Source organism: Faecalibacterium sp. AF28-13AC, from assembly GCF_003478405.1.
Taxonomy (GTDB): Bacteria; Bacillota; Clostridia; order Oscillospirales; family Ruminococcaceae; genus Faecalibacterium; species Faecalibacterium prausnitzii_E.
On record NZ_QUFG01000013.1, the window covers coordinates 51233 to 74073 of the forward strand.

Here is a 22841-nt window from a genome sequence, read left to right on the forward strand (position 1 = left end):
CGGTAGGCGGTTTTATTTTATCCTGACCAGAGAGGTACACCAGCAAGCCCACTCCCGCCGCAGTTTGCGGCTTCATTATGCAGCTTCAGGTGTGTACGGACGGTCTACAACTTTCATTTATAAAGGAGAAACGACTATGGAATTCTTTAACTCTGCTATCGAAGTTCTTCAGACTCTGGTTGTCGCTCTGGGTGCCGGTCTCGGCGTTTGGGGTGCCATCAACCTGCTGGAAGGTTACGGCAACGACAACCCCGGCTCCAATGCTCATGTACGGTAAGGAAGCAAGCAACCGAAAACAAGAGATAGACCGCCAGCACTACACTATTCCGAACCAAAGACCAAAAGATAAGCATTGTGGGAAAATCTAAACTTTTGGATTTTCCTACAATGCCAACTACGGCGGAATCCCTCCCACTCCTTATATCTTTCTGTATACATTGAATTTGTATTTAGTAAAATGCAGACAACACCACGGATCGGCTTTTGGTTGGACAATTCCAACCAAACACCACAGCAGACAGCAGAAAACATTCTGAACGCTAGGAAGCCGGTATGATTGTTACATATAAGGGGAAGAAAAATTTCTTTTAGGTACTTGCTTTCCTAAAACTGATGTGATACAATGATTTAATCCAGAAAAGGAGTAAAAAATATGCGGCAAGGTATTCTTAAATAAAACTATAATCAAATAGTGGGAACAAAGGATTATGATAGCTCCTTTTGTAGGGGCTTAGTTTTTTGTACCCAATTTAAGAATACTTTTGCCTTATCAATTTTGACATATCCCCAAAAACAGCAATCACAAACAGGTGTATGCTGTATATGTGTATGTCCGCAACTTATAATCCCCAGTGGTAAAAGTATTTTACTGCTGGGGATTTTTATGCCCTTTGGGGCTGTAAAGGGAGGACAATCACATGAAAATAATCAATATTGGAATTCTTGCCCATGTAGACGCTGGAAAGACGACCTTGACGGAGAGCCTGCTATATGCCAGCGGAGCCATTTCAGAACCGGGGAGCGTCGAAAAAGGGACAACGAGGACGGACACCATGTTTTTGGAGCGGCAGCGTGGGATTACCATTCAAGCGGCAGTCACTTCCTTCCAGTGGCACAGATGTAAAGTTAACATTGTGGATACGCCCGGCCACATGGATTTTTTGGCGGAGGTGTACCGCTCTTTGGCTGTTTTAGATGGGGCCATCTTGGTGATCTCCGCTAAAGATGGCGTGCAGGCCCAGACCCGTATTCTGTTCCATGCCCTGCGGAAAATGAACATTCCCACCGTTATCTTTATCAACAAGATCGACCAGGCTGGCGTTGATTTGCAGAGCGTGGTTCAGTCTGTTCGGGATAAGCTCTCCGCCGATATTATCATCAAGCAGACGGTGTCGCTGTCCCCGGAAATAGTCCTGGAGGAAAATACCGACATAGAAGCATGGGATGCGGTCATCGAAAATAACGATGAATTATTGGAAAAGTATATCGCAGGAGAACCAATCAGCCGGGAAAAACTTGCGCGGGAGGAACAGCAGCGGGTTCAAGACGCCTCCCTGTTCCCAGTCTATCATGGCAGCGCCAAAAATGGCCTTGGCATTCAACCGTTGATGGATGCGGTGACAGGGCTGTTCCAACCGATTGGGGAACAGGGGGGCGCCGCCCTATGCGGCAGCGTTTTCAAGGTTGAGTACACCGATTGCGGCCAGCGGCGTGTCTATCTACGGTTATACAGCGGAACGCTGCGCCTGCGGGATACGGTGGCCCTGGCCGGGAGAGAAAAGCTGAAAATCACAGAGATGCGTATTCCATCCAAAGGGGAAATTGTTCGGACAGACACCGCTTATCAGGGTGAAATTGTTATCCTTCCCAGCGACAGCGTGAGGTTAAACGATGTATTAGGGGACCCAACCCGGCTCCCTCGTAAAAGGTGGCGTGAGGACCCCCTCCCCATGCTGCGGACGTCGATTGCGCCGAAAACGGCAGCGCAAAGAGAACGGCTGCTGGACGCTCTTACGCAACTTGCGGATACTGACCCGCTTTTGCGCTGCGAGGTGGATTCCATCACCCATGAGATCATTCTTTCTTTTTTGGGCCGGGTGCAGTTGGAGGTTGTTTCCGCTTTGCTGTCGGAAAAATACAAGCTTGAAACAGTGGTAAAGGAACCCACCGTCATTTATATGGAGCGGCCGCTCAAAGCAGCCAGCCACACCATCCATATCGAGGTGCCGCCCAACCCGTTTTGGGCATCCATCGGACTGTCTGTTACACCACTCCCGCTTGGCTCCGGTGTACAATACGAGAGCCGGGTTTCGCTGGGATACTTGAACCAGAGTTTTCAAAACGCTGTCAGGGATGGTATCCGTTACGGGCTGGAGCAGGGCTTGTTCGGCTGGAACGTAACGGACTGTAAGATTTGCTTTGAATACGGGCTTTATTACAGTCCGGTCAGCACGCCGGCGGACTTCCGCTCATTGGCCCCGATTGTATTGGAACAGGCATTGAAGGAATCAGGGACGCAACTGCTGGAACCTTATCTCTCCTTCACCCTCTATGCGCCCCGGGAATATCTTTCCAGGGCTTATCATGATGCACCGAAATACTGTGCCACCATCGAAACGGTCCAGGTAAAAAAGGATGAAGTTGTCTTTACTGGCGAGATTCCCGCCCGCTGTATACAGGCATACCGTACTGATCTGGCCTTTTACACCAACGGGCGGAGCGTATGCCTTACAGAGCTGAAAGGATATCAGGCCGCTGTCGGTCAGCCGGTCATCCAGCCCCGCCGTCCAAACAGCCGCCTGGACAAGGTGCGCCATATGTTTCAGAAGGTAATGTAAAGATACATAATCGTCAAGACGGCAACAATCAGAAGTTATGGAGGGTAACAATGGAATATAGTAAGGAAGATTTAATGGAAGCAAAAAAGCAAATTTGGGGAGTGGGAGAGAACATGGGAACAGAGGAAAGTAAAAAAATCTGGGAGGAGAACGCACAATTTTGGGATAATGCAATGGGTGACGAATCTAATGAATTTCACAGAGAGGTAGTGCGTCCCAAAGTAACGGAACTTCTATCTCCTAATCCTGCGGATTACATTTTGGATATTGCGTGTGGCAATGGAAATTATTCTTCGTATCTTGCACAAAGAGGCGCTTCGGTTGTCGCTTTTGATTACAGCAAAAAAATGATAGAATTGGCTAAAAGACGGCAATCACAATATGCAAAACAAATTGAATTTTGTGTGGCGGATGCGACCGATAGAAAAAGTATATTAGAATTAAAAAGAAATCGAGCCTTTACGAAAGCAGTTTCTAATATGGCAATTATGGATATTACGGATATTGAACCACTTCTTATGGCTGTTTATGAACTGTTGCAGGAAAGCGGAATTTTTGTCTTTGCAACGCAACACCCTTGTTTTATCACGTTGACTGAAAAATATATGACACCGCACAGTTACTATGGTATAGCGATTGAAGGGCAACCGGAGGAGCAGATTTATTATCATCGTTCCATACAAGATATTTTTAACCTTTGTTTTAGAGCTGGATTTGTCATTGATGGATTTTATGAAGAATGTTTCAAAAACAACAAAGAAATTCCTATGGTAATGATAGTAAGGCTTAAAAAGGTAAAACGTGATAGCTTAAAATAAATTCAAGTTTGCCGGATAAATAGCAAACCTGGCCGAGCCAGTCAACGGTCAAGATGAACGGGCTTCGCCCGCCGTTGACAGCCCCGCCCGGTTTTGCAGTTAGGCAGTCAAGGAGCGACAGCCTAAAGTGCTGCCGCCCCTTACTATCATAAAAAGCAACTACTAACCAGCCACAGCCCTTTTGGGAGGAAAGGGGGATTTTCCATGACCTGTACAGAAGAATATCGGGAACATATCGAGTACACTTTCCATGCCTTTTGCAAAGTCGTTATCCGAAATGCAACGATCAACGCAGCGAGGACACGGAGCAGGAAGCACAAAAGAGAAATATCCCTTGAATACCTCACAGACGAAAAGCACTACCCTTTAGGCACGACAGATGAATATTTCCAAGCCCCGGAGCCGGACGAGGAATACATACTTACCCTTTGCGGCGATACGGTCATTTTCAGCAGCGGCTTACTTGCGGAAGCCCTGTCACGGCTGGACGAACGGGAGCGGGAAATGATTTACCTGTCCTTTTTCAAGCGTATTCCACAGCACGAAATTGGCAGACAGTACGGGCGCAGCCGCAGCACAGCGGGCTACCATATCCGAAAAGTCCTACGGCAGCTCCAAGCGGAAATGGAGGGAATGGCATATGAGAAATAATAGGCTTCTCCCCTATGAAACAATCGTCCAAGCCACCAGCGGGGAGCCGGAAGCGGTGGGAACTGTATTGCAGTATTACCGCCGCCGCATACAATGTGCCGCCCGTGTGAATGGACGGGTAGACCAAGATACAGAGGACTACATCACCCAGACGCTTCTCACAGCTATTTTCAAGTTCCGCTTTGGGAGATAGCCCTACCGCCTACAACTGAATAACCGCCGCTTCGCCGGCAACCAGAAAGCAGTAAATCTATTCAACAGATTTGCTGCTTTTTTTCGTTCCTGTTTGGCATTTTTGAAAATCCCCAGTATGAAAAAACAAAAGGGAAAATTGCCGCCGCAGTTGGCAAAATCCCTTACTTATCCGTGGAGGGTATCAAAGAAAAAAATACTGCCATTGTCCGCCTTTTTCGGCTTGCGTGGTGTTGTAGGGAATAAGGGGAAATTCTAAAAATCTCCGTCCATTTTGCTTTGCGTGGTGTTGTAGGTAGTGAAAGGAAAATTTTCAAGATATGCCGGAATAGCGGGTAGCAAAGCCCTTTTGAAACGTCTTGTTAGCGGAAAGTACGGAAGCCGGGGAACGCCGGAGTTTTTCAGAGCAAGATTCTACCGCAGTACCAAAATTCGCTTATCGCTCATTTTGCCCCTGCGGGAATCTTGTTGGGGAGTGCCTTCCCCAAACCCTGCTTATGCGGCTTACGCCGCTGGAAAATCCCTCAAAATAATTTTTCGGATTTTTCAAAAACAGTTCCGCTTTACACCCTGTTTTTCTCCTATTAGTGAGAGGACACCACGCACAGCCGAAGGAGGTTTTACCATGCGAAAACGATATAACACGCCGCACCGCAGCCGGGTAGTCAAGACACGCATGACCGAGGAAGAATACGCCGAGTTTGCGGAAAGGCTTTCTGCTTACAACATGAGCCAAGCCGAGTTTATCCGGCAAGCCATAACCGGGGCAGCCATACGCCCCATCATAACCGTTTCCCCCGTCAATGACGAGTTGCTTGCCGCTGTCGGGAAGCTGACCGCCGAATACGGCAGGATCGGCGGCAACTTAAACCAGATAGCCCGGACGCTGAACGAGTGGCACAGCCCCTACCCGCAGCTTGCCGGGGAGGTACGGGCGGCGGTTTCCGACCTTGCTGCCCTAAAGTTTGAAGTCTTGCAGAAAGTGGGTGACGCTGTTGGCAACATTCAAACATATCAGCTCTAAAAATGCGGACTATGGCGCAGCGGAAGCCTATCTCACATTTGAGCATGACGAGTTTACCATGAAGCCCACCCTTGATGAAAACGGGCGGCTGATACCGAGGGAGGATTACCGCATTTCTTCCCTCAACTGTGGGGGCGAGGATTTCGCTGTTGCCTGTATGCGGGCTAATCTCCGCTATGAGAAAAACCAAAAACGGGAAGATGTGAAAAGCCACCACTATATCATCAGCTTTGACCCACGGGACGGGACAGACAACGGCTTGACCGTAGACCGGGCGCAGGAGCTGGGCGAGCAGTTCTGTAAAGAGCATTTCCCCGGACACCAAGCCTTAGTCTGCACCCACCCGGACGGGCATAACCACAGCGGCAATATCCATGTGCATATCGTCATCAACTCCCTGCGGATTTATGAAGTCCCGCTTCTGCCCTACATGGACAGACCAGCCGACACACGGGAGGGCTGCAAGCACCGCTGCACCAACGCCGCTATGGAATATTTCAAGAGTGAAGTCATGGAGATGTGCCACCGGGAGGGGCTTTACCAAATCGACCTCCTAAGCGGCAGCAAGGAACGGATAACCGAACGGGAATACTGGGCGGCAAAGAAAGGACAGCTTGCCCTTGATAAAGAGAACGCTGTCAGAGAAGCCGCAGGACAGCCGACCAAGCCCACCAAGTTTGAAACGGACAAGGCGAAGCTGCGCCGGACGATACGGCAGGCACTTTCCCAAGCTGGCAGCTTTGACGAATTTTCTTCCCTTTTGCTGCGGGAGGGTGTGACCGTCAAGGAGAGCCGGGGGCGGCTTTCCTACCTCACGCCGGACAGGACAAAGCCTATCACAGCCCGGAAGCTGGGGGACGATTTTGACAAGGCTGCTGTCCTTGTCCTGCTTACGCAGAACGCCCACAGAGCCGCCGAACAGAGCAAAGCCATACTCGAATACCCTGCCGCGGTTAAAAAGCTGTCACAAGGGGAAAAAACCACAAAAACCACCCCGGCAGACAACACCTTGCAGCGCATGGTTGACCGGGAAGCCAAGCGAGCCGAGGGCAAGGGCGTGGGCTATGACCGCTGGGCGGCAAAGCACAACCTAAAGCAAATGGCAGCTACCGTTACCGCCTATCAGCAGTACGGCTTTTCTTCCCCGGAGGAACTGGACGAAGCCTGTTCTGCCGCCTATACCGCCATGCGGGAAAGCCTTACAGAGCTGAAGCAGATGGAAAAGACGCTGAACGGGAAAAAGGAGCTGCAACGGCAGGTGCTTGCCTATTCCAAGACCCGCCCTGTCCGGGACGGGCTGAAACAGCAGAAAAACGCCAAAGCAAAAGCAGCCTACCGTCAGAAGTACGAAAGCGACTTTATCATAGCAGACGCAGCCGCCCGCTATTTCAGGGAAAACGGCATTTCCAAGCTGCCGAGCTATAAAGCCCTGCAAGCAGAGATTGAAACCCTTATCCAAGAGAAAAACAGCGGCTACAACGATTACCGGGCAAAACGGGAGGAATACCGCCGCTTACAGACTGTCAAGGGCAATATCGACCAGATTTTACACCGGGAGCGCAAGCCTGTGAAAAGGCAGGAACAGGAACGATAAAAACCGCCCCAAAATGTACCCGAACCTATACAGAACAAGGGGGCTGCCCCGTACCCTATCCGCAAATACCAAAGGATTTTTTAACGGGCTTATAGGGCAGAAAAAACCCGAAAATGATACCGAGATGATACAGAATTACCGCCGATACCGCCACACCAGCGGAAACGGCAGAAAGGAGCGCACCCATGCCAAGAATGAGCAAGAAACGGCGGCTGGAATGGTCTTTTTTCCTGCGGCAAGTGAAAGTCGGGAATTCCACCTGCGATCGTATCACATACAATGACCTCTGCCGGGGCTGTACCCATAGCTGCAAGCAGAGCTTCCGGGCGGTTATCATACTCTGCCCCCACTACTACTCCAAACGCCGGAAAAAGGAGGACAGGGACAATGGCAGATAACCGCAAGTATTACTACCTCAAGCTGAAAGAGAACTTTTTTGACAGCGACTCCATTGTGCTGCTGGAAGATATGAAAGACGGGATTTTATACTCCAATATCCTCTTGAAGCTGTACTTAAAATCGCTGAAAAACGGCGGGAAATTGCAGCTTGACGAGCATATCCCCTACACAGCGCAGATGATAGCGACACTGACCCGCCACCAGATAGGGACGGTTGAGAGGGCTTTAGAGATTTTCCGGCAGTTGGGGCTTGTGGAGCAGCTTGACAGCGGGGCTTTCTATATGACCGACATTGAGCTGATGATAGGACAGTCCTCTACCGAAGCCGAGCGGAAACGGGCTGCAAGACTGGAAAACAAGGCACTTTTACCGCCCCGGACAAAAGGCGGACATTTGTCCGACATTCGTCCACCAGAGATAGAGATAGAGTTAGAGAAAGAGATAGAGATAGAAAAAGAGAGAGAGGGAGAAACGGGACACCCCGCCCCCGCCGCTTATGGCAGATACAACAATGTGATACTGACCGATACAGAGCTTTCCGGGCTAAAAACAGAGTTGCCCGACAAGTGGGAGTATTATATTGACCGGCTTTCCTGCCATATCGCTTCCACCGGGAAACAGTACCACAGCCATGCAGCCACCATTTACAAGTGGGCGCAGGAGGACGCTGCCAAAGGCAAGGCTGCCCCGAAACAGGGCATACCCGATTATTCATGCAAGGAGGGCGAGAGCTTATGAAAAACGGAATTGAAGCTATGATTACGGACATTACAGCCACTACCGCCGAAGCGGAGGACTACACAGGCGAGGACGGGCTTTTATACTGCGGTAAGTGCCATACGCCCAAAGAAGCCTATTTTGCAGAGGGAAAGACTTGTTTCGGGCGTGACCGCCACCCGGCAGAGTGCGACTGCCAGCGGGCAGCCCGTGAAAAGCAGCAAGCCGCCGAAAGCCGACAGAAGCACCTTGAAAAAGTGGAGGACTTGAAACGCCGGGGCTTTACCGACCCTGCTATGCGGAACTGGACATTTGAGCATGACAACGGCAGAAACCCGCAGACCGAAACCGCCCGCTTTTATGTGGAGAGCTGGGAAACCATGCAGGCTGAAAATATCGGCTACCTGTTTTGGGGCGGCGTGGGGACGGGAAAAAGCTACCTTGCCGCCTGTATCGCCAACGCCCTTATGGAAAAAGAGGTTGCCGTCTGCATGACAAACTTTGCAACGATACTGGGTGACCTTGCCGCCAGCTTTGAGGGCAGGAACGAATATATTTCCCGCCTTTGCAGCTACCCTCTGCTGATACTTGATGATTTCGGTATGGAGCGAGGAACAGAATACGGGCTGGAACAGGTTTACAGCGTGATTGACAGCCGTTACCGAAGCGGCAAGCCGCTGATCGCCACGACCAACCTCACGCTGGAGGAATTGCAGCACCCGCAGGACACGCCCCACGCCCGTATCTATGACAGGCTGACTTCCATGTGCGCCCCCGTCCGCTTCACGGGCAGCAACTTCCGAAAGGAAACCGCACAGGAAAAGCTGGAACGCTTAAAGCAACTGATGAAGCAGCGAAAGGAGAGCCTATGACAGAAACGAAACAGACAAGCACCACCAAAACAGACCGCCGCCCGGACTGTGTGACGGAAATCCGCATGGGCAACTCCGTCCTTACCGTTTCCGGCTTCTTCAAGCAGGGCGCAACCGACACCGCAGCCGACAAGATGATGAAAGTGCTGGAAGCGGAAGCTGCTACACAAAAAACGGCGATTTGACCGACCATAAAGAAGCAGATTTGACGCTTTTGCCGCTATACAGACAGCCGCCCCATGTGGTACAATCAAGGTACGGAATAGTGGGGCTGGCTGTCGGAAACGGAGGATTTTATGTTAAGACAGACCAACCAACAACCAATTACCGCCCTTTACCCAAGACTATCCCATGAGGACGAGCTGCAAGGCGAAAGCAATTCCATTTCCAATCAGAAGCGTATCCTTGAAACCTATGCAAAGCAGAACGGCTTTTCCAATCTGCGCTGGTACACGGACGACGGTTATTCTGGTGCGAACTTTCAAAGACCCGGTTTTCAAGCCATGCTTGCGGACATTGAAGCCGGAAAAGTCGGGACAGTTATCGTAAAGGATATGTCGAGGTTAGGGCGAAACTACCTGCAAGTGGGAATGTACACGGAAATGATTTTCCCACAGAAAGGTGTCCGCTTCATCGCTATCAATGACGGAGTGGACAGCGCACAGGGCGACAATGACTTTGCCCCGCTGCGGAATATCTTTAACGAATGGCTGGTGAGAGATACGAGCAAGAAAATCAAAGCAGTAAAACGCTCAAAAGGCATGAATGGCAAGCCCATCACAAGCAAGCCTGTGTATGGCTACCTCATGGACGAGGATGAAAATTTCATTATTGACGAGGAAGCTGCACCCGTAGTCAAGCAGATATACAACCTCTGTCTTGCCGGGAATGGTCCGACCAAGATAGCCCGTATGCTCACAGAGCAGCAAATCCCCACGCCGGGAACGCTTGAATACCGCAGGACGGGCAGCACCCGCCGCTACCACCCCGGCTATGAGTGCAAGTGGGCGACCAATACCGTAGTGCATATCCTTGAAAACCGGGAATACACAGGCTGTCTGGTAAATTTCAAGACAGAAAAACTTTCTTACAAAGTCAAGCACAGTGTAGAAAATCCCCCGGAAAAGCAAGTGATTTTCGAGAACCACCACGAGCCTATCATAGACACCCAAACATGGGAACGGGTGCAGGAGCTTCGCAAACAGCGCAAACGCCCAAACCGCTATGATGAAGTGGGTTTGTTCTCCGGCATACTGTTCTGTGCGGACTGCGGCAGCGTGATGTATCAGCAGCGATACCAGACGGACAAGCGCAAGCAGGACTGTTATATCTGCGGCAACTACAAGAAACGCACCCATGACTGTACGGCGCACTTTATCCGCACCGACCTCTTGACCGCTGGTGTACTCTCCAATCTGCGGAAAGTGACCAGCTATGCGGCAAAGCATGAAGCCCGGTTTATGAAACTCTTGATTGAGCAGAACGAGGACGGGGGCAAACGCAGGAACGCCGCCAAGAAAAAGGAACTGGAAGCCTCCGAGAAACGCATAGCCGAGTTATCCGCTATCTTCAAGCGGCTGTATGAGGACAGCGTGACCGGGCGCATATCAGACGAGCGTTTCACAGAGCTGTCGGCAGACTATGAAGCAGAGCAACGGGAGCTGAAAGAAAGAGCCGCTGCTATTCAAGCGGAGCTTTCCAAAGCACAGGAAGCCACCGTGAACGCAGAAAAGTTTATGAATGTTGTCCGGCGGCATACCAGCTTTGAAGAACTTACCCCTACTCTGCTGCGGGAGTTTGTAGAGAAAATCGTTGTGCATGAGTGCAGCTATGACGAGAACAAGACCCGCAGACAGGACATTGAGATTTATTATTCTTTTGTTGGCAAGGTGGACTTGCCCGAATAACCGCCCGACCTATCCGACACAATGCGCAAGTGCCGGATAGGAACGGCAAAATTTTTTACACTTCTATTACTTCTTTATCGCACATCAGTAAAAAGTCAGGGTATGAAGCAGTTCATGGCTAATTAAAGGGAACAAAAAGAAAGGAAAAGCACAATCCAGACGGTATCAGCGGCAGGCTACAAGAATAAATTGTGATTTCACAAGATTGGTGCTATAATAAGAGAAAAGTTCCTGCCGGGGCAGCCGCCCCGGTGGTATGGATAGAAAGGCAGGAAAACAATATGCACATCAGCTATAAACCACTCTGGCACACACTGTTAGAGCGTGATATGAGAAAAGAAGATTTAAGGCTTGCCGCTGGTATGACAACGAATATGATTGCCAACATGAGCAAAGAGGGAAAGCACATCAGCATGGACACATTAGCCCGTATCTGCGAAACGCTGAATTGTGAGATTACCGATGTGATTGAGTTAGTACCAGACGAGCCTGCTTCCACAGGAGGTAAGGAACATGAGCGAATTGAAACCGAGAATAACAGAAAACGGAATTGATTATATCCTTGATGGGGATTACTACATCCCGGATTTGAAGCTACCGGAAGAACACCGCCCTATCGGAAAGTACGGACGGATGCACCGGGAATATTTAAGGGAAGTCCACCCAGCCAGATTGAATACATTGATACTGACCGGAGAATTGTGGACATATCTTGCAGACCTGAACGAACAGGCACAGGAACGGTTAGACACTATCATGGAGCAGATGAAAGCCACCGAGGGCGTGACAGAGGAATTGAAGCGAACTCAACAAATGGAATGGGTGCAGCGTTGTAATAACATTCACAACCGGGCAGAAGAAATTGTTTTGCATGATATAATTTATTCATACGGGAGTAATTAAATCGGAGGTATATAAGATGATTGAAATTGTATTTGGTGAAAGTGCCTGTGGAAGTTTGAAAATTGCCCAAACTTACGGTAAGGGAAAGTATAGAGGAAGTGCAGTTTCGGTCTTTATGAGGCACGAAGATGGGAGTGTTCCATCTTCAGATGAAATGAAAGAAGCACAAATTCAAGCACAGGAACAAGAACATATTGCTTGGGAGAATGCTATTCCATTGGGAGGCAAGAGCAGTGATGTTTATTGTTTTGATATGGCTCTTAGTGTGGGAGATATTTCTGATAATGGAATTGGCGAACAGCGGAAAAATGTTCTCAAGAAAATGCTGTCTGTCTGGTTTGTAGAGGATTTAGACTATCAGGTTGAAGAAAAAATACAGAAAATTAAAACTACATTGTCTTCGGTTATTGAACGATATGTAGCTGGGGAAGAAGTTCGTATTTGGTATAGCTATAATCCGGATGAACTTTGCGGTATGTACTGGCTTATGAAACAACTTCGACCATTAAACTGTCAGACAACAATTTATTTGGTTAAGTTACCTGCCTGGGAATATGGAAAAGAAAATACTATGACATCCAAAATAGCATGGGGTGAGGTTTCTCCTGGCGAATGGGGAAAATATATAACTCTACAAGAAAAAGCTAAGCCTGTATTTCTTTCAGCTTGTGCTATGAAATGGAATCAACTTCAAAATGAAAATGCACCTTTGCGTGCAATGCTAAATGGTAAATTGCAAAGTGTTTCAGAAGATATATATGATAGTTTCATTCTTCGTGAAATTGCGGAACAGCCAAAGCAATTCAAAATGGCTATTGTTATAGGTAATGTTTTAGGAAAATATCAACTTGGAATTAGTGATGTATGGATTTCTAATCGCATTGATAAAATGCTTGAAGATGGTGTGTTGGAAATTATACAGGACGCACCAAAGGGAGAAACAAATTATCGCCGGATATTAAGAAAACGAATGAAATAATAACCACAGCAAGAACCGCTGCTACATGGAAGGCACCCCAACCATGCAACAGCGGTTTTTTTTACCGTTTTTTCCTCTGGCTGATAGGCGTTCCCATTTTCTTTGACTTTTTGAGAATCCGAATCAGCCAGCGAAATTCTTCGTCTGACAGATTTTTATAGTTGATACCGAGCTGTTTACAGTAAAGGACAACCAGCTTTTCATCCCGACTGCCCTTGAAATTTTTGACTGCTTCCAGATTTTCTTTCAGTTCATCGGCAACGGTGGTCTGGGGTGCACTCTCACTGTCCTTTTTGTGGGCTTCCCGAATATCCCGGATAATGAGGTTGAGGTCATCCCGTACCATCTGACTGAAATATTCATCATCACTGATATGGGCGGCTTGTAGCACTTTCAAATGGGGGTCGTCTTCGCCAGGGCGATACCGTTCAATGATTTCATGTCGGACAGTATCAACAAGGGCATTGAGGTTTTGAATCTGCATGGTGGCAATCCCGTCCACATAAATCTCAATGTCCGCAAGAAACTTGATAAAATCTTTATGTGTGGCAAGCTCACAGAGCAGACGGTTGTTAATCCGACCGCTTTTCAGGAGAGCAACCATCTCATCATTCAAATGCAACTCCGTCAATGGCGTGTTGATCTGCTCCCTGTTCTCTGTCCGGCACAGCAGATAATCAACGGAAACCCCATAGAAGTCTGCCAGTGTGATAAGGTTGCCATGATTGATTTCTTTATAATCCTCTTTCTCATAACTTCCAAGAGCTGATTTGGAAATACCCGTCAACTCTGACAACTCTTCCAGATTTAAGCCTTTGTCCTTGCGGAGTTCCCAAAGGCGTTCCTGTATGCTTGTCGCTCCTTTCATGGGCGCACGCTCCTTTCCGGTGGTTTGATTGCTGCCGCTTATCTGGATTATATCACACTTTCCGCAATCGTGGAAATTTCTGATTTTTACCCCTAATTCCTACTTTGTGGACATACGGCACAGGGCACAAAAATGTTCTATGATACAGGTAGTTCATCGATGGATTATTCCAATCGAATGACCAGCCTGTGTGGGATATGCTTCCCCGGCGATGTAGTGCCATGACTTTTGGCAGGGATGTGGAGGAACCCTGACCGAAACGAGCGTACCAAAGGGAGCGATACGCCGCTGTGAGATTCAGGGGAGGAACGACACCGGGGAGAACTGGCGAACTGACACCGAAATGATACCGAAACACGACAATCTGATAGGGGGATAGCCTACCCTATCGCTGATACTTCGGGAGATTTTAGGCGGCTCTATGGCTGTAATTTTTCCGAAAATCGCCCCGAAACCATACACAAAAACGGGAGGAAGCGCAATATGCCGAGAATGAGCAAAAAGAGGAAACAGGAGCTTTCCTTTTACCTCAATGACCGGGGGCGTGTCACTTACAACGAATTATGCCGGAAATGCCAGCATGGGTGCAAGCAGAGCTTCCGGGCGGTTGTGGTTGACTGCCCCCGTTATTTATCCAAACGAGCAAGGAAAAAGGAGGAAGACACCGAATGAATTTTGAATTTATGACGATAGACACACCATTGCCGCCCTGTATGCCCTTTCCCAGAGCGTTGACAGGATTTCCAGTCAGCAGCACCGCAAAGGTCATGTACTGCCGGATGTTGGACGCTATGCTATCCAAAGGGCAGGAGGACGAAAACGGAATCCTGTTTGTCTGCTTCCCTGTTACAGCCATTGCCGCAGTCTTGTCCCGCAGCTCTATGACGGTCAAGCGTTCTCTGAATGAACTGGAAACCGCCGGACTTATCATGCGGGTGCGTCAGGGCGTTGGAGAACCAAACCGAATTTATGTGCTGATACCGGGAAAGGAGGACGCTGCCCTTGCCTGATACCTCAAAGCTGGAAAAGCTCAACCGGGAGCTGGAGAAAAGCGAAAAGAAACTGCGGAAAGCCATCAATGATGAAAAGGCATTGCAGCACCAGTTAAAGCAGCTTACCCGAAAGGAACGGACGCACCGGCTCTGTACCCGTGGCGGTATGCTGGAAAGTTTTCTGCAAGAGCCGGAACGCCTGACAGATGATGATGTCATGCTGTTGTTGAAACTCATTTTTCACAGACAGGACACGCAGGAATTATTGAAAAAACTGCTGGAACGGAAGAAGCCAGAAACCCCTTAGTTTACTAAGGGCGCAATTATACACCATCCAGAGGTTGGTGCATTGCGTTCTCCGAAGGCTCCTCGCCGGAGGGCTGTGATTTTCCGCAGTCATGGTCTGCTCCAAATCAAACAGGGGACGCTACGCTTCCCCTGCGCTGGCTGCCGTCAGCTACCCTTTTGTGGACTTGCCATCTGGGGACACCTTGCGTTGCAAGCTGTTCCCAGCCGACAAGTTTCATAAAATATGCTATCTTTTCGATAGCCAATGAAGTATAATGAAGATGACAACAAATCGGAATTTTGTGGAGGCACATCAATGGAAACAATTTACGAAAAGTATATGGCACTTCCCATAGATAAGGGATCTTTATGTTTAGAATATGGAGATATTGCAGACCCGTATTTTTGCTATCCCGTCAACGCAAATCCAATCGGATTTGAAGGATGTATTCTGTATTGCTTTTTGCCGGAATATGGAGAAATGGTATTTGCCTGCAATCCAGAAAGTTGTGTAGACCAAAATGTATATCCATTAGCGGCAAATTTTGAAGATTTTATCCGTTTAATCTTGGCTTGTGGTACTGCTAACCCATTGGAGCAAATCGTTTGGATGGATAAAAATAAATTTGAAGAACACATGGCAAACGAAGAAAAAATACTGACCGATGAGCAGAGGACAGCGGTACAACAGCTACAGCGGGCATTAAGTTTGTTACCAATAGAAAATCCGTTTGAATATGTCAAATCCATTCAAAAAGATTTTGATGGTAGTAAAATACAATACAGTGATGAATACTATGAAGTTACCGGCATAGAGAACCCTAAAGGAACTAACACCCAAGATAAGCATTTAGTTGAATTTGAACCTGTCGTTTTTGAATTTAACCGCAAACAAGATAGCGACTAACAACTTCCAATTTGTGAAGGAGGAATATGCTATGAATATAGGGTTTTGGCTATGTGGAGTTTTGGTTATTCCATTTGTGATTATAGGAGTGTTATTTGCAATATTTAAAGAAAGAGCGGCTAAATTTGTTTCGGGATTTAATTCGTTACCGAAAGAAGAACAGGCATTGTATGATAAAGCTCATATTTCTCGTGATATAAAAAATCAGTGTTTTACATGGGCTGGCATAATGTTAGTAGGAGCAGTGTTGTCTTATTTTTTAACACCATATATGGCTATTCCGGCTTTTATTATTTGGCTCGTTTTATTTTTCAAAGAGGTTCACTTTGACACGCACAAAGCATTTGAAAAATATTTATTAAAATAAATTCAAGTTTGTAGAATTAAGAAAATCGGAATTTGTAAAGGAGATATACAACATGAAGAAAGTCTGCTTAGCGGTTTTGCCAGCTTTAACAATAGTGTTAGAATTATTACCCTTGGGAGCAGTTTGTATTTTTGCAACATCTCCAACAGAAAGAGTAAAAGAAACATTCTCATACTTTAGCCTTACACCGTTTGGCTATGCAAATTTTGCTCCACTTATTACAGCCACACTTACTGTTGCCATCTTCTTACTTTCATTGTTTTCATTGAAGAAGAAATGTGTTCTCAAAGCATTGTTTGTCCTTTCCATTATTACGGTAGTTATTTCTCTTTTGCCATTGATGTATGGCTTAGACTACTATACCCTTGTAGGAGCCTTTATAACAGGAACACTTGTAATAGAAAGTGTTTTGGCTAAGATACAACAAAAGTAAAGCGATAATTTCCAGTTTGTCAGCTTCACATCGGGGCAACTTGCCCCGAACTTTTACAACTAAATACCCGCCGCCCATACAGCGGCACACCGAGCAGGAAATCTGAAAAAGGTCTCCTGCTTTTTTTCTGCCCAAAATGAGGTGGTAAAACGCCACCCCATCCACCAATTACCGAAAGGAGGGACACGAAATGCCCTGTCCACACAACGAAATCACGATTGTGCAGCGCAGCCAGCGACAGTCTGCGGTTGCCGCCGCTGCTTACCAGAGTGGCGAAAAGCTGTTCTGTGAATACGACCAGCAAGTGAAGCACTACCCGGAAAAGCGTGGTATCGTCCACAATGAAATCCTGCTCCCGGCAAATGCCCCGCCGGAGTATGCAGACCGCAATACCCTATGGAACGCCGCCGAAGCTGTGGAAAAACAATGGAACTCCCAGCTTGCAAGGCGGTGGGTGCTTACCATCCCCAGAGAGATACCGCCTGACCAATATGCTGTCCTTGTTCGGGAGTTTTGCCAGCAGCAGTTTGTTTCCAAAGGCATGATTGCTGATTTTGCCATCCATGACCCCCATCCGCCGGGACACAATCCCCACGCCCATGTCCTGCTCACTATGAGGGCAATGGACGAACATGGGAAATGGCTTCCCAAGAGCCGCAAGGTTTATGACCTTGACGAAAACGGGGAACGGATAAAACTTCCGTCCGGCAGGTGGAAAAGCCACAAGGAGGATACGGTTGATTGGAACGACCAGAAGTATTGTGAAATCTGGCGGCATGAATGGGAGGTCATCCAGAACCGCTATCTGGAAGCCAATGACCGCCCGGAGCGTGTGGACTTGCGTTCCTATGCCAGACAGGGGCTTGATATAGTCCCCACTGTCCATGAGGGGGCTGCTGTCCAGCAGATGGAAAAGCGTGGTATCCAGACGAATATCGGCAACCTGAACCGGGAAATCAAAGCCGCCAACCGCCTGATGCAGTCCATTCGGCAGCTCATTCAAAACCTCAAAGGCTGGATTACCGAACTGGGAGAAAAACGGAAAGAGCTGCTTGCACAAAAAACGGCGGAGGAAGCGACACTTCTTCCCAATCTGCTGATGAAGTATATGGAGATACGAAAAGAAGAACGGAGGGACTGGACAAGGGCTGGACAGAACCGGGGGACTTCACAGGACTTAAAGGCAGTCAGCGAAGCATTGTCCTATCTCCGGCAAAAGGGACTTTCCACTGTGGAGGACTTAGAAGCGTTTCTGGAAGCGTCCGGGAAATCAGCCGCCGATTGCCGCAATCAGATGAAGCCAAAGGAAGCCCGCAGCAAAGTGATTGACGGGATTCTTGCCAGCCGGACAGACTGCAAAGAATGTAAGGCTGTCTATGAGAAGTACCAGAAGATATTTTTTAAGAAAACAAAGGAGAAATTCAAACAGGAACACCCGGAGGTTGCCCGGTATGAGAAAGCCGCCGCCTACCTTGCCAAGCACCCGGACGATAAGGACAGTACCCAAAAGGAGCTGCAAGAGGAGCAGGAAACGCTTCTCAGCGAAATCGCAGAACTGAAAGTACCGCTGACCGAGGTACAGGAGGATTTGAAGAAGCTGCGGGACATCCGCTACTGGGTACGGAAAGCCACACCCGGCACAGAGGAAAGCAAAGAGCCGCCCAAGAAGCAGCCCATCAAGGAAGTCTTGCAGGATAAGGCAGACGAGAAAAAAGCACAAAGAACCGCCCCGGCACAGGCGAAACACAGACAACAGGATATGGAACTTTAACAGGCACTTGCCATTTTCAATCAGAGAATGTCAGGTGCTTTTCTTATTTTCAAGGAGGGATAGATTTGAATGTATTTGAAGCTGTGAAGCAGTCCGTCACAACAAGACAGGCTGCGGAGCATTATGGAATCCATGTAGGTCGGAACGGGATGGCTTGTTGCCCGTTCCATAACGATAAAACCCCAAGCATGAAGCTGGATCGGCGTTACCACTGCTTCGGCTGCGGTACGGATGGGGATGTGATTGATTTTGCCGCCGCTCTGTATGGGCTGGGAAAGAAAGAAGCCGCCGTACAACTGGCACAGGACTTTGGAATTTCCTATGAGGACTGGAAGCCGCCGGGAAAGGTAAAAAAGCCCAAGCCCCGGCAGAAATCCCCGGAGGAACAGTTTCAGGAAGCAAAGAACCGCTGCTCCCGTATCCTTGCCGATTATCTCCACCTGCTTAGGGCATGGAGAAAGGATTATGTCCCGCACTCCCCGGAGGAAGCCTTTCATCCCCGGTTTGTGGAAGCCTTACAGAAGCAAGCCCAAGTGGAATATCTGCTGGATGTGCTGCTGTTCGGGGAGACAGAGGAAAAAGCGGCTTTGATTACGGACTACGGAAAGGATGTGATACAGCTTGAACAACGAATGGCAGAGTTTGCAGCCGCAGACGCAGCAAGAACTAAAAAACACCATGAACGCCATGCAGCCGCCACAGAGCGTTGAGGAAATCAAGGCGGGGCTGGAAACTACCGAGAAAGGCGGTGTCCGTCAGAGCATACGGAACTGCCTGACCGTATTCCAGCGTGACCCTCTGCTTTCCGGGGCTATCGCATACAACATCCTGACCGACCGCAAGGACATCATAAAGCCCATCGGCTTCCACAGAGAAAGCACCGCCCTGAACGATACGGACATGAAGTATCTGCTTCTTTATCTGGAAGAAACCTATGGGCTTACCAATGAGAAAAAGATTGATAATGCCATCGGGATTGTGGCGAATGAAAACAAGTACCATCCCATCCGGGACTATCTCAATACTCTTGTGTGGGATGGGACAGAGCGAATCCGTTTCTGCCTGCGGCACTTTCTGGGGGCTGACGCAGATGATTACACCTATGAAGCATTGAAGCTGTTCCTGTTGGGTGCAATCTCACGAGCCTTTCAGCCAGGGTGCAAATTTGAAATCATGCTCTGTCTGGTAGGCGGTCAGGGGGCTGGCAAGTCCACCTTCTTCCGTCTGCTGGCAGTCCGGGACGAGTGGTTCTCCGATGATTTGCGGAAGCTGGACGATGACAATGTGTACCGCAAGCTGCAAGGTCACTGGATTATCGAAATGTCGGAAATGATGGCAACCGCAAACGCCAAGAGCATCGAAGAAATCAAGTCATTTTTAAGCCGGCAGAAGGAGGTCTACAAGATACCCTATGAAACCCACCCGGCAGACCGCCCCCGCCAATGCGTGTTTGGCGGCACTTCCAATGCTCTTGACTTCCTGCCCCTTGACCGTTCCGGCAATCGCCGCTTTATCCCCGTCATGGTGTACCCGGAACAAGCCGAGGTTCACATTTTGGAGGATGAAGCTGCTTCCAGAGCCTATATCGAGCAAATGTGGGCAGAAGCTATGGAGATTTACCGAAGCGGCAGGTTCAAGCTGGCTTTCAGCCCCGCCATGCAGCGGTATCTCAAAGAACACCAGCGGGATTTTATGCCGGAGGACACCAAAGCCGGGATGATACAGGCGTATCTTGATAAGTACACCGGGAGCATGGTCTGCTCCAAGCAGCTCTATAAGGAAGCCTTGAACCATGCCTTTGACGAGCCGAAGCAATGGGAAATCCGGGAAATCAACGAGATTATGAACCAGTGCATTTCTGGCTGGCGGTACTTCCCGAACCCAAGAATGTTTTCAGAATATGGCAGACAAAAGGGCTGGGAGCGTGAAAACCCGGCAACGGACTCCGGCAACCCGTCTGAAAAAACGATGGATGGTTTTGTGGAGGTCACAGAACAGATGGAGCTTCCATTCTGAAAATGACCGCCCGTTGCACCCCCTGTTGCTATCCCGTTGCCGAGCCGGTTGCCGGGGAAAACCCCTTATTTCCGGGCTTTTCTCCCTTATAACAACCAAAACAACAGAAAAATAAAAGAAAAGTATAAATAGTAACCATCGCCAGATTGAGATTGTTTGCAAGGTCTTTTGAAGCCCGTTGCCGGACTTCGTTGCCGACACCCTCTGTCTGGCTATTTTCATGTATGGAGGATAACTGCCTATGGCAAAAAACAAAACAGAGATTCATGTTACAACGGTATTTGACGGGGAACTGGACGCAACCGATGTGTTCGTCAGCCTGATTTCCCAGAAATACGGTAAGACAAATACGAAAGAATATCTTGCTAAAAGGAAAGATATGAGCTATAATGAAGATGAGGTTCAAAAGAGCCAGATACCGTCTGGATTGTGTGGGTAAATGGCTATGATGAACGAAATGGAATACAGAACAATCGGTTCGGCACTTGCCGGAGGGTATCGTGCAGCGGTCTATTGCAGGCTGTCAAAGGACGATGACCTGCAAGGCGAAAGTGCCAGTATCGCAAACCAGCGTGATATGCTGGAAAAATACTGCGAAAAGCAGGGATGGGAGGTTGTGGCAGTCTATCAGGACGATGGCTTCACAGGTCTTAATATGGAGCGTCCTGATTTACAGAGAATGATGAGAGCCATTGAGCGCAGGCAAATCAACCTTGTCATCACGAAAGACCTCAGCCGACTGGGGCGTAACTATCTGCAAACCGGGCATTTGATTGAGGACTTTTTCCCAAGAAACGGTGTCCGCTATATCGCCATGAATGACGGTATCGACACCCTGCGTGATAACAACGATATTGCCCCGTTCAAGAATATCCTGAACGAGATGTACAGCAAGGATATTTCCAAGAAAGTCCATTCCTCTTATCTTCTGAAAGCGCAGAAAGGACAGTTTACCGGGTGTCTTGCCCCCTTTGGGTATCGGAAAGACCCAGAGGACAGAAACCATCTGCTCATTGACGAGGAAACCGCCCCGATTGTGCGGCTGATTTTCGGATATGCCCTGAACGGTCATGGTCCGAACTATATCCGCAGACGGCTGGAGGAAGAAAAAATCCCCTGCCCCACATGGTGGAACCGAGAACGGGGGCTTCGCAATACCCGCACCAAATGGGAAAAGAAAGACCCGGAAAACGGGCGGTATATGTGGGACTTCTCCGTTATCAAAGACCTTTTGATGAATCCCGTCTACACCGGGGCGATTGCTTCCCAGAAAAAGGACTACCGTTTCAAAATCGGCACGATTGGGGAAAAGAAGCCGGAGGACTGGATTGTGGTGGAGGGGCAGCATGAACCGCTGATTGACCGCATGAGCTTTGATATTGTGCAGAACAAGCTGAAATCCCGCCAGCGTCCGGGGCAGACTAATGAAATCAGCCTGTTTGCCGGACTGTTAAAATGCGGCGAGTGTGGGAAGTCGCTGACGGTACGCTACACAAACGCAAAACATCCCCAGCAGATTTATTCCTGCAAGACCTACAATGCCTTTGGAAAGAACCACTGCACCCAGCACCGGATTGACTATGACACCCTTTACAGCCATGTGCTGCGGAAAATCCGGGAATGTGCCAGAGCTGCCCTGATGGACGGGGAAGCGGTTGCTGACCGCCTGACCAATACCTGTGAAGCCGAGCAGCGGGAACAGCGGGAAGCAATGGAACGCTCCCTTACAAGGGACGAGGAACGGATTGAGGTTCTGGACAAAATGGTCATGCGGCTTTATGAGGATATGATTGCAGGGCGTATCAGTGAGCAGAATTTCAACACCATGCTGGAAAAGACACAGACCGAGCAGACGGAGCTTAAAACAAAAGTGTCAGAGGGCAGAAAGCGGCTGTCCGATGAAGTCCAGCTTGCCAATGACGCAAAACAATGGGTGGAAGCCATTCAGGAATACGCCAATATCACAGAGCTGGACGCAGCCACCCTCAACCGCTTAATCAAAGAAATCGTCGTGCATGAGCGCATTGACGAAGATAAAACAAGACACATTTCTATCGAAATTCATTTTAATCTCAAACCCATCCCGGAGGTGGAACAGGTCACTGCCTGACCTGTCCTACCGGGACGGTTCTCTTAAAAACACCATATAGATTTTTTGTACGCCGCCGCCCGCCATCGAGCAGAGTTTTACACCTAATTGGGGATAAAACAGCTCATGGCTGGCGGCGGTGTCGCGCTGGTCGGCATTACCCTGATTCCTCTGCTGAGCGGCCTGTTCGGTTAAGAACCGCGGGCGGATTTATTCC

General features: G+C 48.7%; 27 protein-coding genes and 2 pseudogenes. 27 read left to right on the plus strand and 2 right to left on the minus strand.

Annotation, left to right across the window (positions count from 1 at the left end; all coding sequences use genetic code 11):
• Positions 1 to 136: 136 nt before the first annotated feature.
• The 15 genes and pseudogenes from DWY95_RS14905 to DWY95_RS14985 form a co-directional block, all read left to right on the plus strand.
• Positions 137 to 265: pseudogene (locus DWY95_RS14905) on the plus strand (Maff2 family protein); the annotation flags it as partial.
• Positions 266 to 917: 652 nt separating this feature from the next.
• Positions 918 to 2837 (plus strand): tetracycline resistance ribosomal protection protein Tet(W), encoded by a 1920-nt coding sequence (tet(W), locus tag DWY95_RS14915; RefSeq protein WP_118554104.1) that lies wholly within the window; start codon positions 918 to 920, stop codon positions 2835 to 2837.
• Positions 2838 to 2887: 50 nt separating this feature from the next.
• A complete protein-coding gene (locus DWY95_RS14920) occupies positions 2888 to 3655 on the plus strand; it encodes a class I SAM-dependent methyltransferase (protein ID WP_102732903.1) in 768 nt (255 codons plus the stop codon).
• 204 nt (positions 3656 to 3859) lie between these two features.
• The gene (locus DWY95_RS14925) at positions 3860 to 4306 is read left to right on the plus strand and encodes a sigma-70 family RNA polymerase sigma factor (protein WP_003505338.1); all 447 of its coding nucleotides are present in this window, start codon (positions 3860 to 3862) and stop codon (positions 4304 to 4306) included.
• Complete coding sequence (locus DWY95_RS14930; protein WP_003505336.1) at positions 4296 to 4499, plus strand: helix-turn-helix domain-containing protein; 204 nt, start codon at positions 4296 to 4298, stop codon at positions 4497 to 4499. Before DWY95_RS14925 ends, DWY95_RS14930 begins: the two co-directional genes overlap by 11 nt.
• 624 nt (positions 4500 to 5123) lie before the next feature.
• The gene (locus DWY95_RS14935) at positions 5124 to 5522 is read left to right on the plus strand and encodes a plasmid mobilization relaxosome protein MobC (RefSeq protein WP_002569238.1); all 399 of its coding nucleotides are present in this window, start codon (positions 5124 to 5126) and stop codon (positions 5520 to 5522) included.
• A complete protein-coding gene (locus tag DWY95_RS14940) occupies positions 5494 to 7116 on the plus strand; it encodes a relaxase/mobilization nuclease domain-containing protein (RefSeq protein WP_002569237.1) in 1623 nt (540 codons plus the stop codon). The genes DWY95_RS14935 and DWY95_RS14940 overlap by 29 nt, the downstream gene beginning before the upstream one ends.
• 185 nt (positions 7117 to 7301) lie before the next feature.
• Positions 7302 to 7514: a hypothetical protein gene (locus DWY95_RS14950; RefSeq protein WP_002569236.1), complete on the plus strand. Its 213-nt coding sequence runs from the start codon at positions 7302 to 7304 to the stop codon at positions 7512 to 7514.
• The gene (locus tag DWY95_RS14955) at positions 7504 to 8253 is read left to right on the plus strand and encodes a phage replisome organizer N-terminal domain-containing protein (RefSeq protein ID WP_002569235.1); all 750 of its coding nucleotides are present in this window, start codon (positions 7504 to 7506) and stop codon (positions 8251 to 8253) included. Before DWY95_RS14950 ends, DWY95_RS14955 begins: the two co-directional genes overlap by 11 nt.
• Positions 8250 to 9104 carry an ATP-binding protein gene (locus DWY95_RS14960; RefSeq protein WP_002569234.1) on the plus strand — a complete coding sequence of 285 codons (855 nt, stop codon included), beginning with the start codon at positions 8250 to 8252 and terminating at the stop codon, positions 9102 to 9104. The genes DWY95_RS14955 and DWY95_RS14960 overlap by 4 nt, the downstream gene beginning before the upstream one ends.
• Entirely contained in the window at positions 9101 to 9289 is a 189-nt protein-coding gene (locus tag DWY95_RS14965; RefSeq protein WP_002569233.1) for a transposon-encoded TnpW family protein, read from the plus strand. Before DWY95_RS14960 ends, DWY95_RS14965 begins: the two co-directional genes overlap by 4 nt.
• A 111-nt stretch (positions 9290 to 9400) precedes the next feature.
• On the plus strand, positions 9401 to 11011 hold the full coding sequence (locus tag DWY95_RS14970) for a recombinase family protein (protein ID WP_002569232.1): 1611 nt from the start codon (positions 9401 to 9403) through the stop codon (positions 11009 to 11011).
• Positions 11012 to 11292: 281 nt separating this feature from the next.
• A complete protein-coding gene (locus DWY95_RS14975) occupies positions 11293 to 11565 on the plus strand; it encodes a helix-turn-helix domain-containing protein (RefSeq protein ID WP_109258341.1) in 273 nt (90 codons plus the stop codon).
• Positions 11525 to 11914, plus strand: coding sequence for a TnpV protein (locus DWY95_RS14980; RefSeq protein WP_118554105.1), 390 nt, complete (start codon positions 11525 to 11527; stop codon positions 11912 to 11914). The genes DWY95_RS14975 and DWY95_RS14980 overlap by 41 nt, the downstream gene beginning before the upstream one ends.
• Positions 11915 to 11930: 16 nt before the next feature.
• Entirely contained in the window at positions 11931 to 12893 is a 963-nt protein-coding gene (locus tag DWY95_RS14985) for a DUF3658 domain-containing protein (protein WP_118554106.1), read from the plus strand.
• A 61-nt stretch (positions 12894 to 12954) separates the two neighbouring features.
• Here the strand turns inward: DWY95_RS14985 and DWY95_RS14990 are convergent, their stop codons facing one another.
• A complete protein-coding gene (locus DWY95_RS14990; RefSeq protein WP_118554107.1) occupies positions 12955 to 13761 on the minus strand; it encodes a helix-turn-helix transcriptional regulator in 807 nt (268 codons plus the stop codon).
• Positions 13762 to 14244: 483 nt separating this feature from the next.
• On the opposite strand from DWY95_RS14990, the gene DWY95_RS15000 reads away from it, so the two are divergent.
• The 9 genes from DWY95_RS15000 to DWY95_RS15045 all read left to right on the plus strand — a co-directional run bounded on the left by DWY95_RS15000 (position 14245) and on the right by DWY95_RS15045 (position 20535).
• A complete protein-coding gene (locus tag DWY95_RS15000; protein ID WP_118554108.1) occupies positions 14245 to 14433 on the plus strand; it encodes a hypothetical protein in 189 nt (62 codons plus the stop codon).
• Complete coding sequence (locus DWY95_RS15005) at positions 14430 to 14771, plus strand: DeoR family transcriptional regulator (RefSeq protein ID WP_097786107.1); 342 nt, start codon at positions 14430 to 14432, stop codon at positions 14769 to 14771. The genes DWY95_RS15000 and DWY95_RS15005 overlap by 4 nt, the downstream gene beginning before the upstream one ends.
• Positions 14764 to 15060, plus strand: a complete 297-nt coding sequence (locus DWY95_RS15010) for a DUF3847 domain-containing protein (RefSeq protein ID WP_097786106.1) — start codon at positions 14764 to 14766, stop codon at positions 15058 to 15060. Before DWY95_RS15005 ends, DWY95_RS15010 begins: the two co-directional genes overlap by 8 nt.
• 297 nt (positions 15061 to 15357) lie before the next feature.
• Complete coding sequence (locus DWY95_RS17460; RefSeq protein ID WP_227296399.1) at positions 15358 to 15948, plus strand: hypothetical protein; 591 nt, start codon at positions 15358 to 15360, stop codon at positions 15946 to 15948.
• Between the two features lie 31 nt (positions 15949 to 15979).
• Positions 15980 to 16315, plus strand: coding sequence for a DUF3784 domain-containing protein (locus tag DWY95_RS15025; RefSeq protein WP_118554110.1), 336 nt, complete (start codon positions 15980 to 15982; stop codon positions 16313 to 16315).
• Positions 16316 to 16367: 52 nt separating this feature from the next.
• Positions 16368 to 16748 (plus strand): hypothetical protein, encoded by a 381-nt coding sequence (locus DWY95_RS15030; RefSeq protein ID WP_118554111.1) that lies wholly within the window; start codon positions 16368 to 16370, stop codon positions 16746 to 16748.
• Positions 16749 to 16938: 190 nt separating this feature from the next.
• Positions 16939 to 18519 carry a MobQ family relaxase gene (mobQ, locus tag DWY95_RS15035; protein WP_118554112.1) on the plus strand — a complete coding sequence of 527 codons (1581 nt, stop codon included), beginning with the start codon at positions 16939 to 16941 and terminating at the stop codon, positions 18517 to 18519.
• A 65-nt stretch (positions 18520 to 18584) separates the two neighbouring features.
• Entirely contained in the window at positions 18585 to 19229 is a 645-nt protein-coding gene (locus tag DWY95_RS15040; protein ID WP_085532317.1) for a CHC2 zinc finger domain-containing protein, read from the plus strand.
• Positions 19198 to 20535 carry a virulence-associated E family protein gene (locus DWY95_RS15045; RefSeq protein WP_118554113.1) on the plus strand — a complete coding sequence of 446 codons (1338 nt, stop codon included), beginning with the start codon at positions 19198 to 19200 and terminating at the stop codon, positions 20533 to 20535. The genes DWY95_RS15040 and DWY95_RS15045 overlap by 32 nt, the downstream gene beginning before the upstream one ends.
• Before the next feature lie 28 nt (positions 20536 to 20563).
• Here the strand turns inward: DWY95_RS15045 and DWY95_RS17610 are convergent, their stop codons facing one another.
• The gene (locus tag DWY95_RS17610) at positions 20564 to 20803 is read right to left on the minus strand and encodes a hypothetical protein (RefSeq protein ID WP_021682886.1); all 240 of its coding nucleotides are present in this window, start codon (positions 20801 to 20803) and stop codon (positions 20564 to 20566) included.
• On the opposite strand from DWY95_RS17610, the gene DWY95_RS15055 reads away from it, so the two are divergent.
• The 3 genes and pseudogenes from DWY95_RS15055 to DWY95_RS15065 form a co-directional block, all read left to right on the plus strand.
• Complete coding sequence (locus tag DWY95_RS15055) at positions 20777 to 20974, plus strand: hypothetical protein (RefSeq protein WP_003020324.1); 198 nt, start codon at positions 20777 to 20779, stop codon at positions 20972 to 20974. The genes DWY95_RS17610 and DWY95_RS15055 overlap by 27 nt on opposite strands.
• The gene (locus DWY95_RS15060; RefSeq protein WP_118554114.1) at positions 20975 to 22645 is read left to right on the plus strand and encodes a recombinase family protein; all 1671 of its coding nucleotides are present in this window, start codon (positions 20975 to 20977) and stop codon (positions 22643 to 22645) included.
• A 90-nt stretch (positions 22646 to 22735) separates the two neighbouring features.
• Positions 22736 to 22819, plus strand: a pseudogene (locus DWY95_RS15065) (Maff2 family protein); the annotation flags it as partial.
• Between the last annotated feature and the right edge of the window lie 22 nt (positions 22820 to 22841).

What these genes read in the sequence shown, in the direction of transcription:
- DWY95_RS14975 (WP_109258341.1), top strand. Translation starts at nt 11,293, where the DNA reads ATGCACATCAGCTATAAACCACTCTGGCACACACTGTTAGAGCGTGAT.
- DWY95_RS14960 (WP_002569234.1), top strand. Translation starts at nt 8,250, where the DNA reads ATGAAAAACGGAATTGAAGCTATGATTACGGACATTACAGCCACTACC.
- DWY95_RS14955 (WP_002569235.1), top strand. Translation starts at nt 7,504, where the DNA reads ATGGCAGATAACCGCAAGTATTACTACCTCAAGCTGAAAGAGAACTTT.
- DWY95_RS14930 (WP_003505336.1), top strand. Translation starts at nt 4,296, where the DNA reads ATGAGAAATAATAGGCTTCTCCCCTATGAAACAATCGTCCAAGCCACC.
- DWY95_RS17610 (WP_021682886.1), bottom strand. Translation starts at nt 20,803, where the DNA reads ATGAATCTCTGTTTTGTTTTTTGCCATAGGCAGTTATCCTCCATACAT.
- DWY95_RS14970 (WP_002569232.1), top strand. Translation starts at nt 9,401, where the DNA reads ATGTTAAGACAGACCAACCAACAACCAATTACCGCCCTTTACCCAAGA.
- DWY95_RS15045 (WP_118554113.1), top strand. Translation starts at nt 19,198, where the DNA reads ATGAACGCCATGCAGCCGCCACAGAGCGTTGAGGAAATCAAGGCGGGG.
- DWY95_RS14990 (WP_118554107.1), bottom strand. Translation starts at nt 13,761, where the DNA reads ATGAAAGGAGCGACAAGCATACAGGAACGCCTTTGGGAACTCCGCAAG.
- DWY95_RS14920 (WP_102732903.1), top strand. Translation starts at nt 2,888, where the DNA reads ATGGAATATAGTAAGGAAGATTTAATGGAAGCAAAAAAGCAAATTTGG.
- DWY95_RS14980 (WP_118554105.1), top strand. Translation starts at nt 11,525, where the DNA reads ATGAGCGAATTGAAACCGAGAATAACAGAAAACGGAATTGATTATATC.
- DWY95_RS15055 (WP_003020324.1), top strand. Translation starts at nt 20,777, where the DNA reads ATGGCAAAAAACAAAACAGAGATTCATGTTACAACGGTATTTGACGGG.
- DWY95_RS15005 (WP_097786107.1), top strand. Translation starts at nt 14,430, where the DNA reads ATGAATTTTGAATTTATGACGATAGACACACCATTGCCGCCCTGTATG.
- DWY95_RS15025 (WP_118554110.1), top strand. Translation starts at nt 15,980, where the DNA reads ATGAATATAGGGTTTTGGCTATGTGGAGTTTTGGTTATTCCATTTGTG.
- DWY95_RS15060 (WP_118554114.1), top strand. Translation starts at nt 20,975, where the DNA reads ATGGCTATGATGAACGAAATGGAATACAGAACAATCGGTTCGGCACTT.
- DWY95_RS15000 (WP_118554108.1), top strand. Translation starts at nt 14,245, where the DNA reads ATGCCGAGAATGAGCAAAAAGAGGAAACAGGAGCTTTCCTTTTACCTC.
- mobQ (WP_118554112.1), top strand. Translation starts at nt 16,939, where the DNA reads ATGCCCTGTCCACACAACGAAATCACGATTGTGCAGCGCAGCCAGCGA.
- DWY95_RS14935 (WP_002569238.1), top strand. Translation starts at nt 5,124, where the DNA reads ATGCGAAAACGATATAACACGCCGCACCGCAGCCGGGTAGTCAAGACA.
- DWY95_RS14925 (WP_003505338.1), top strand. Translation starts at nt 3,860, where the DNA reads ATGACCTGTACAGAAGAATATCGGGAACATATCGAGTACACTTTCCAT.
- DWY95_RS14950 (WP_002569236.1), top strand. Translation starts at nt 7,302, where the DNA reads ATGCCAAGAATGAGCAAGAAACGGCGGCTGGAATGGTCTTTTTTCCTG.
- DWY95_RS14985 (WP_118554106.1), top strand. Translation starts at nt 11,931, where the DNA reads ATGATTGAAATTGTATTTGGTGAAAGTGCCTGTGGAAGTTTGAAAATT.
- DWY95_RS17460 (WP_227296399.1), top strand. Translation starts at nt 15,358, where the DNA reads ATGGAAACAATTTACGAAAAGTATATGGCACTTCCCATAGATAAGGGA.
- DWY95_RS14965 (WP_002569233.1), top strand. Translation starts at nt 9,101, where the DNA reads ATGACAGAAACGAAACAGACAAGCACCACCAAAACAGACCGCCGCCCG.
- DWY95_RS15030 (WP_118554111.1), top strand. Translation starts at nt 16,368, where the DNA reads ATGAAGAAAGTCTGCTTAGCGGTTTTGCCAGCTTTAACAATAGTGTTA.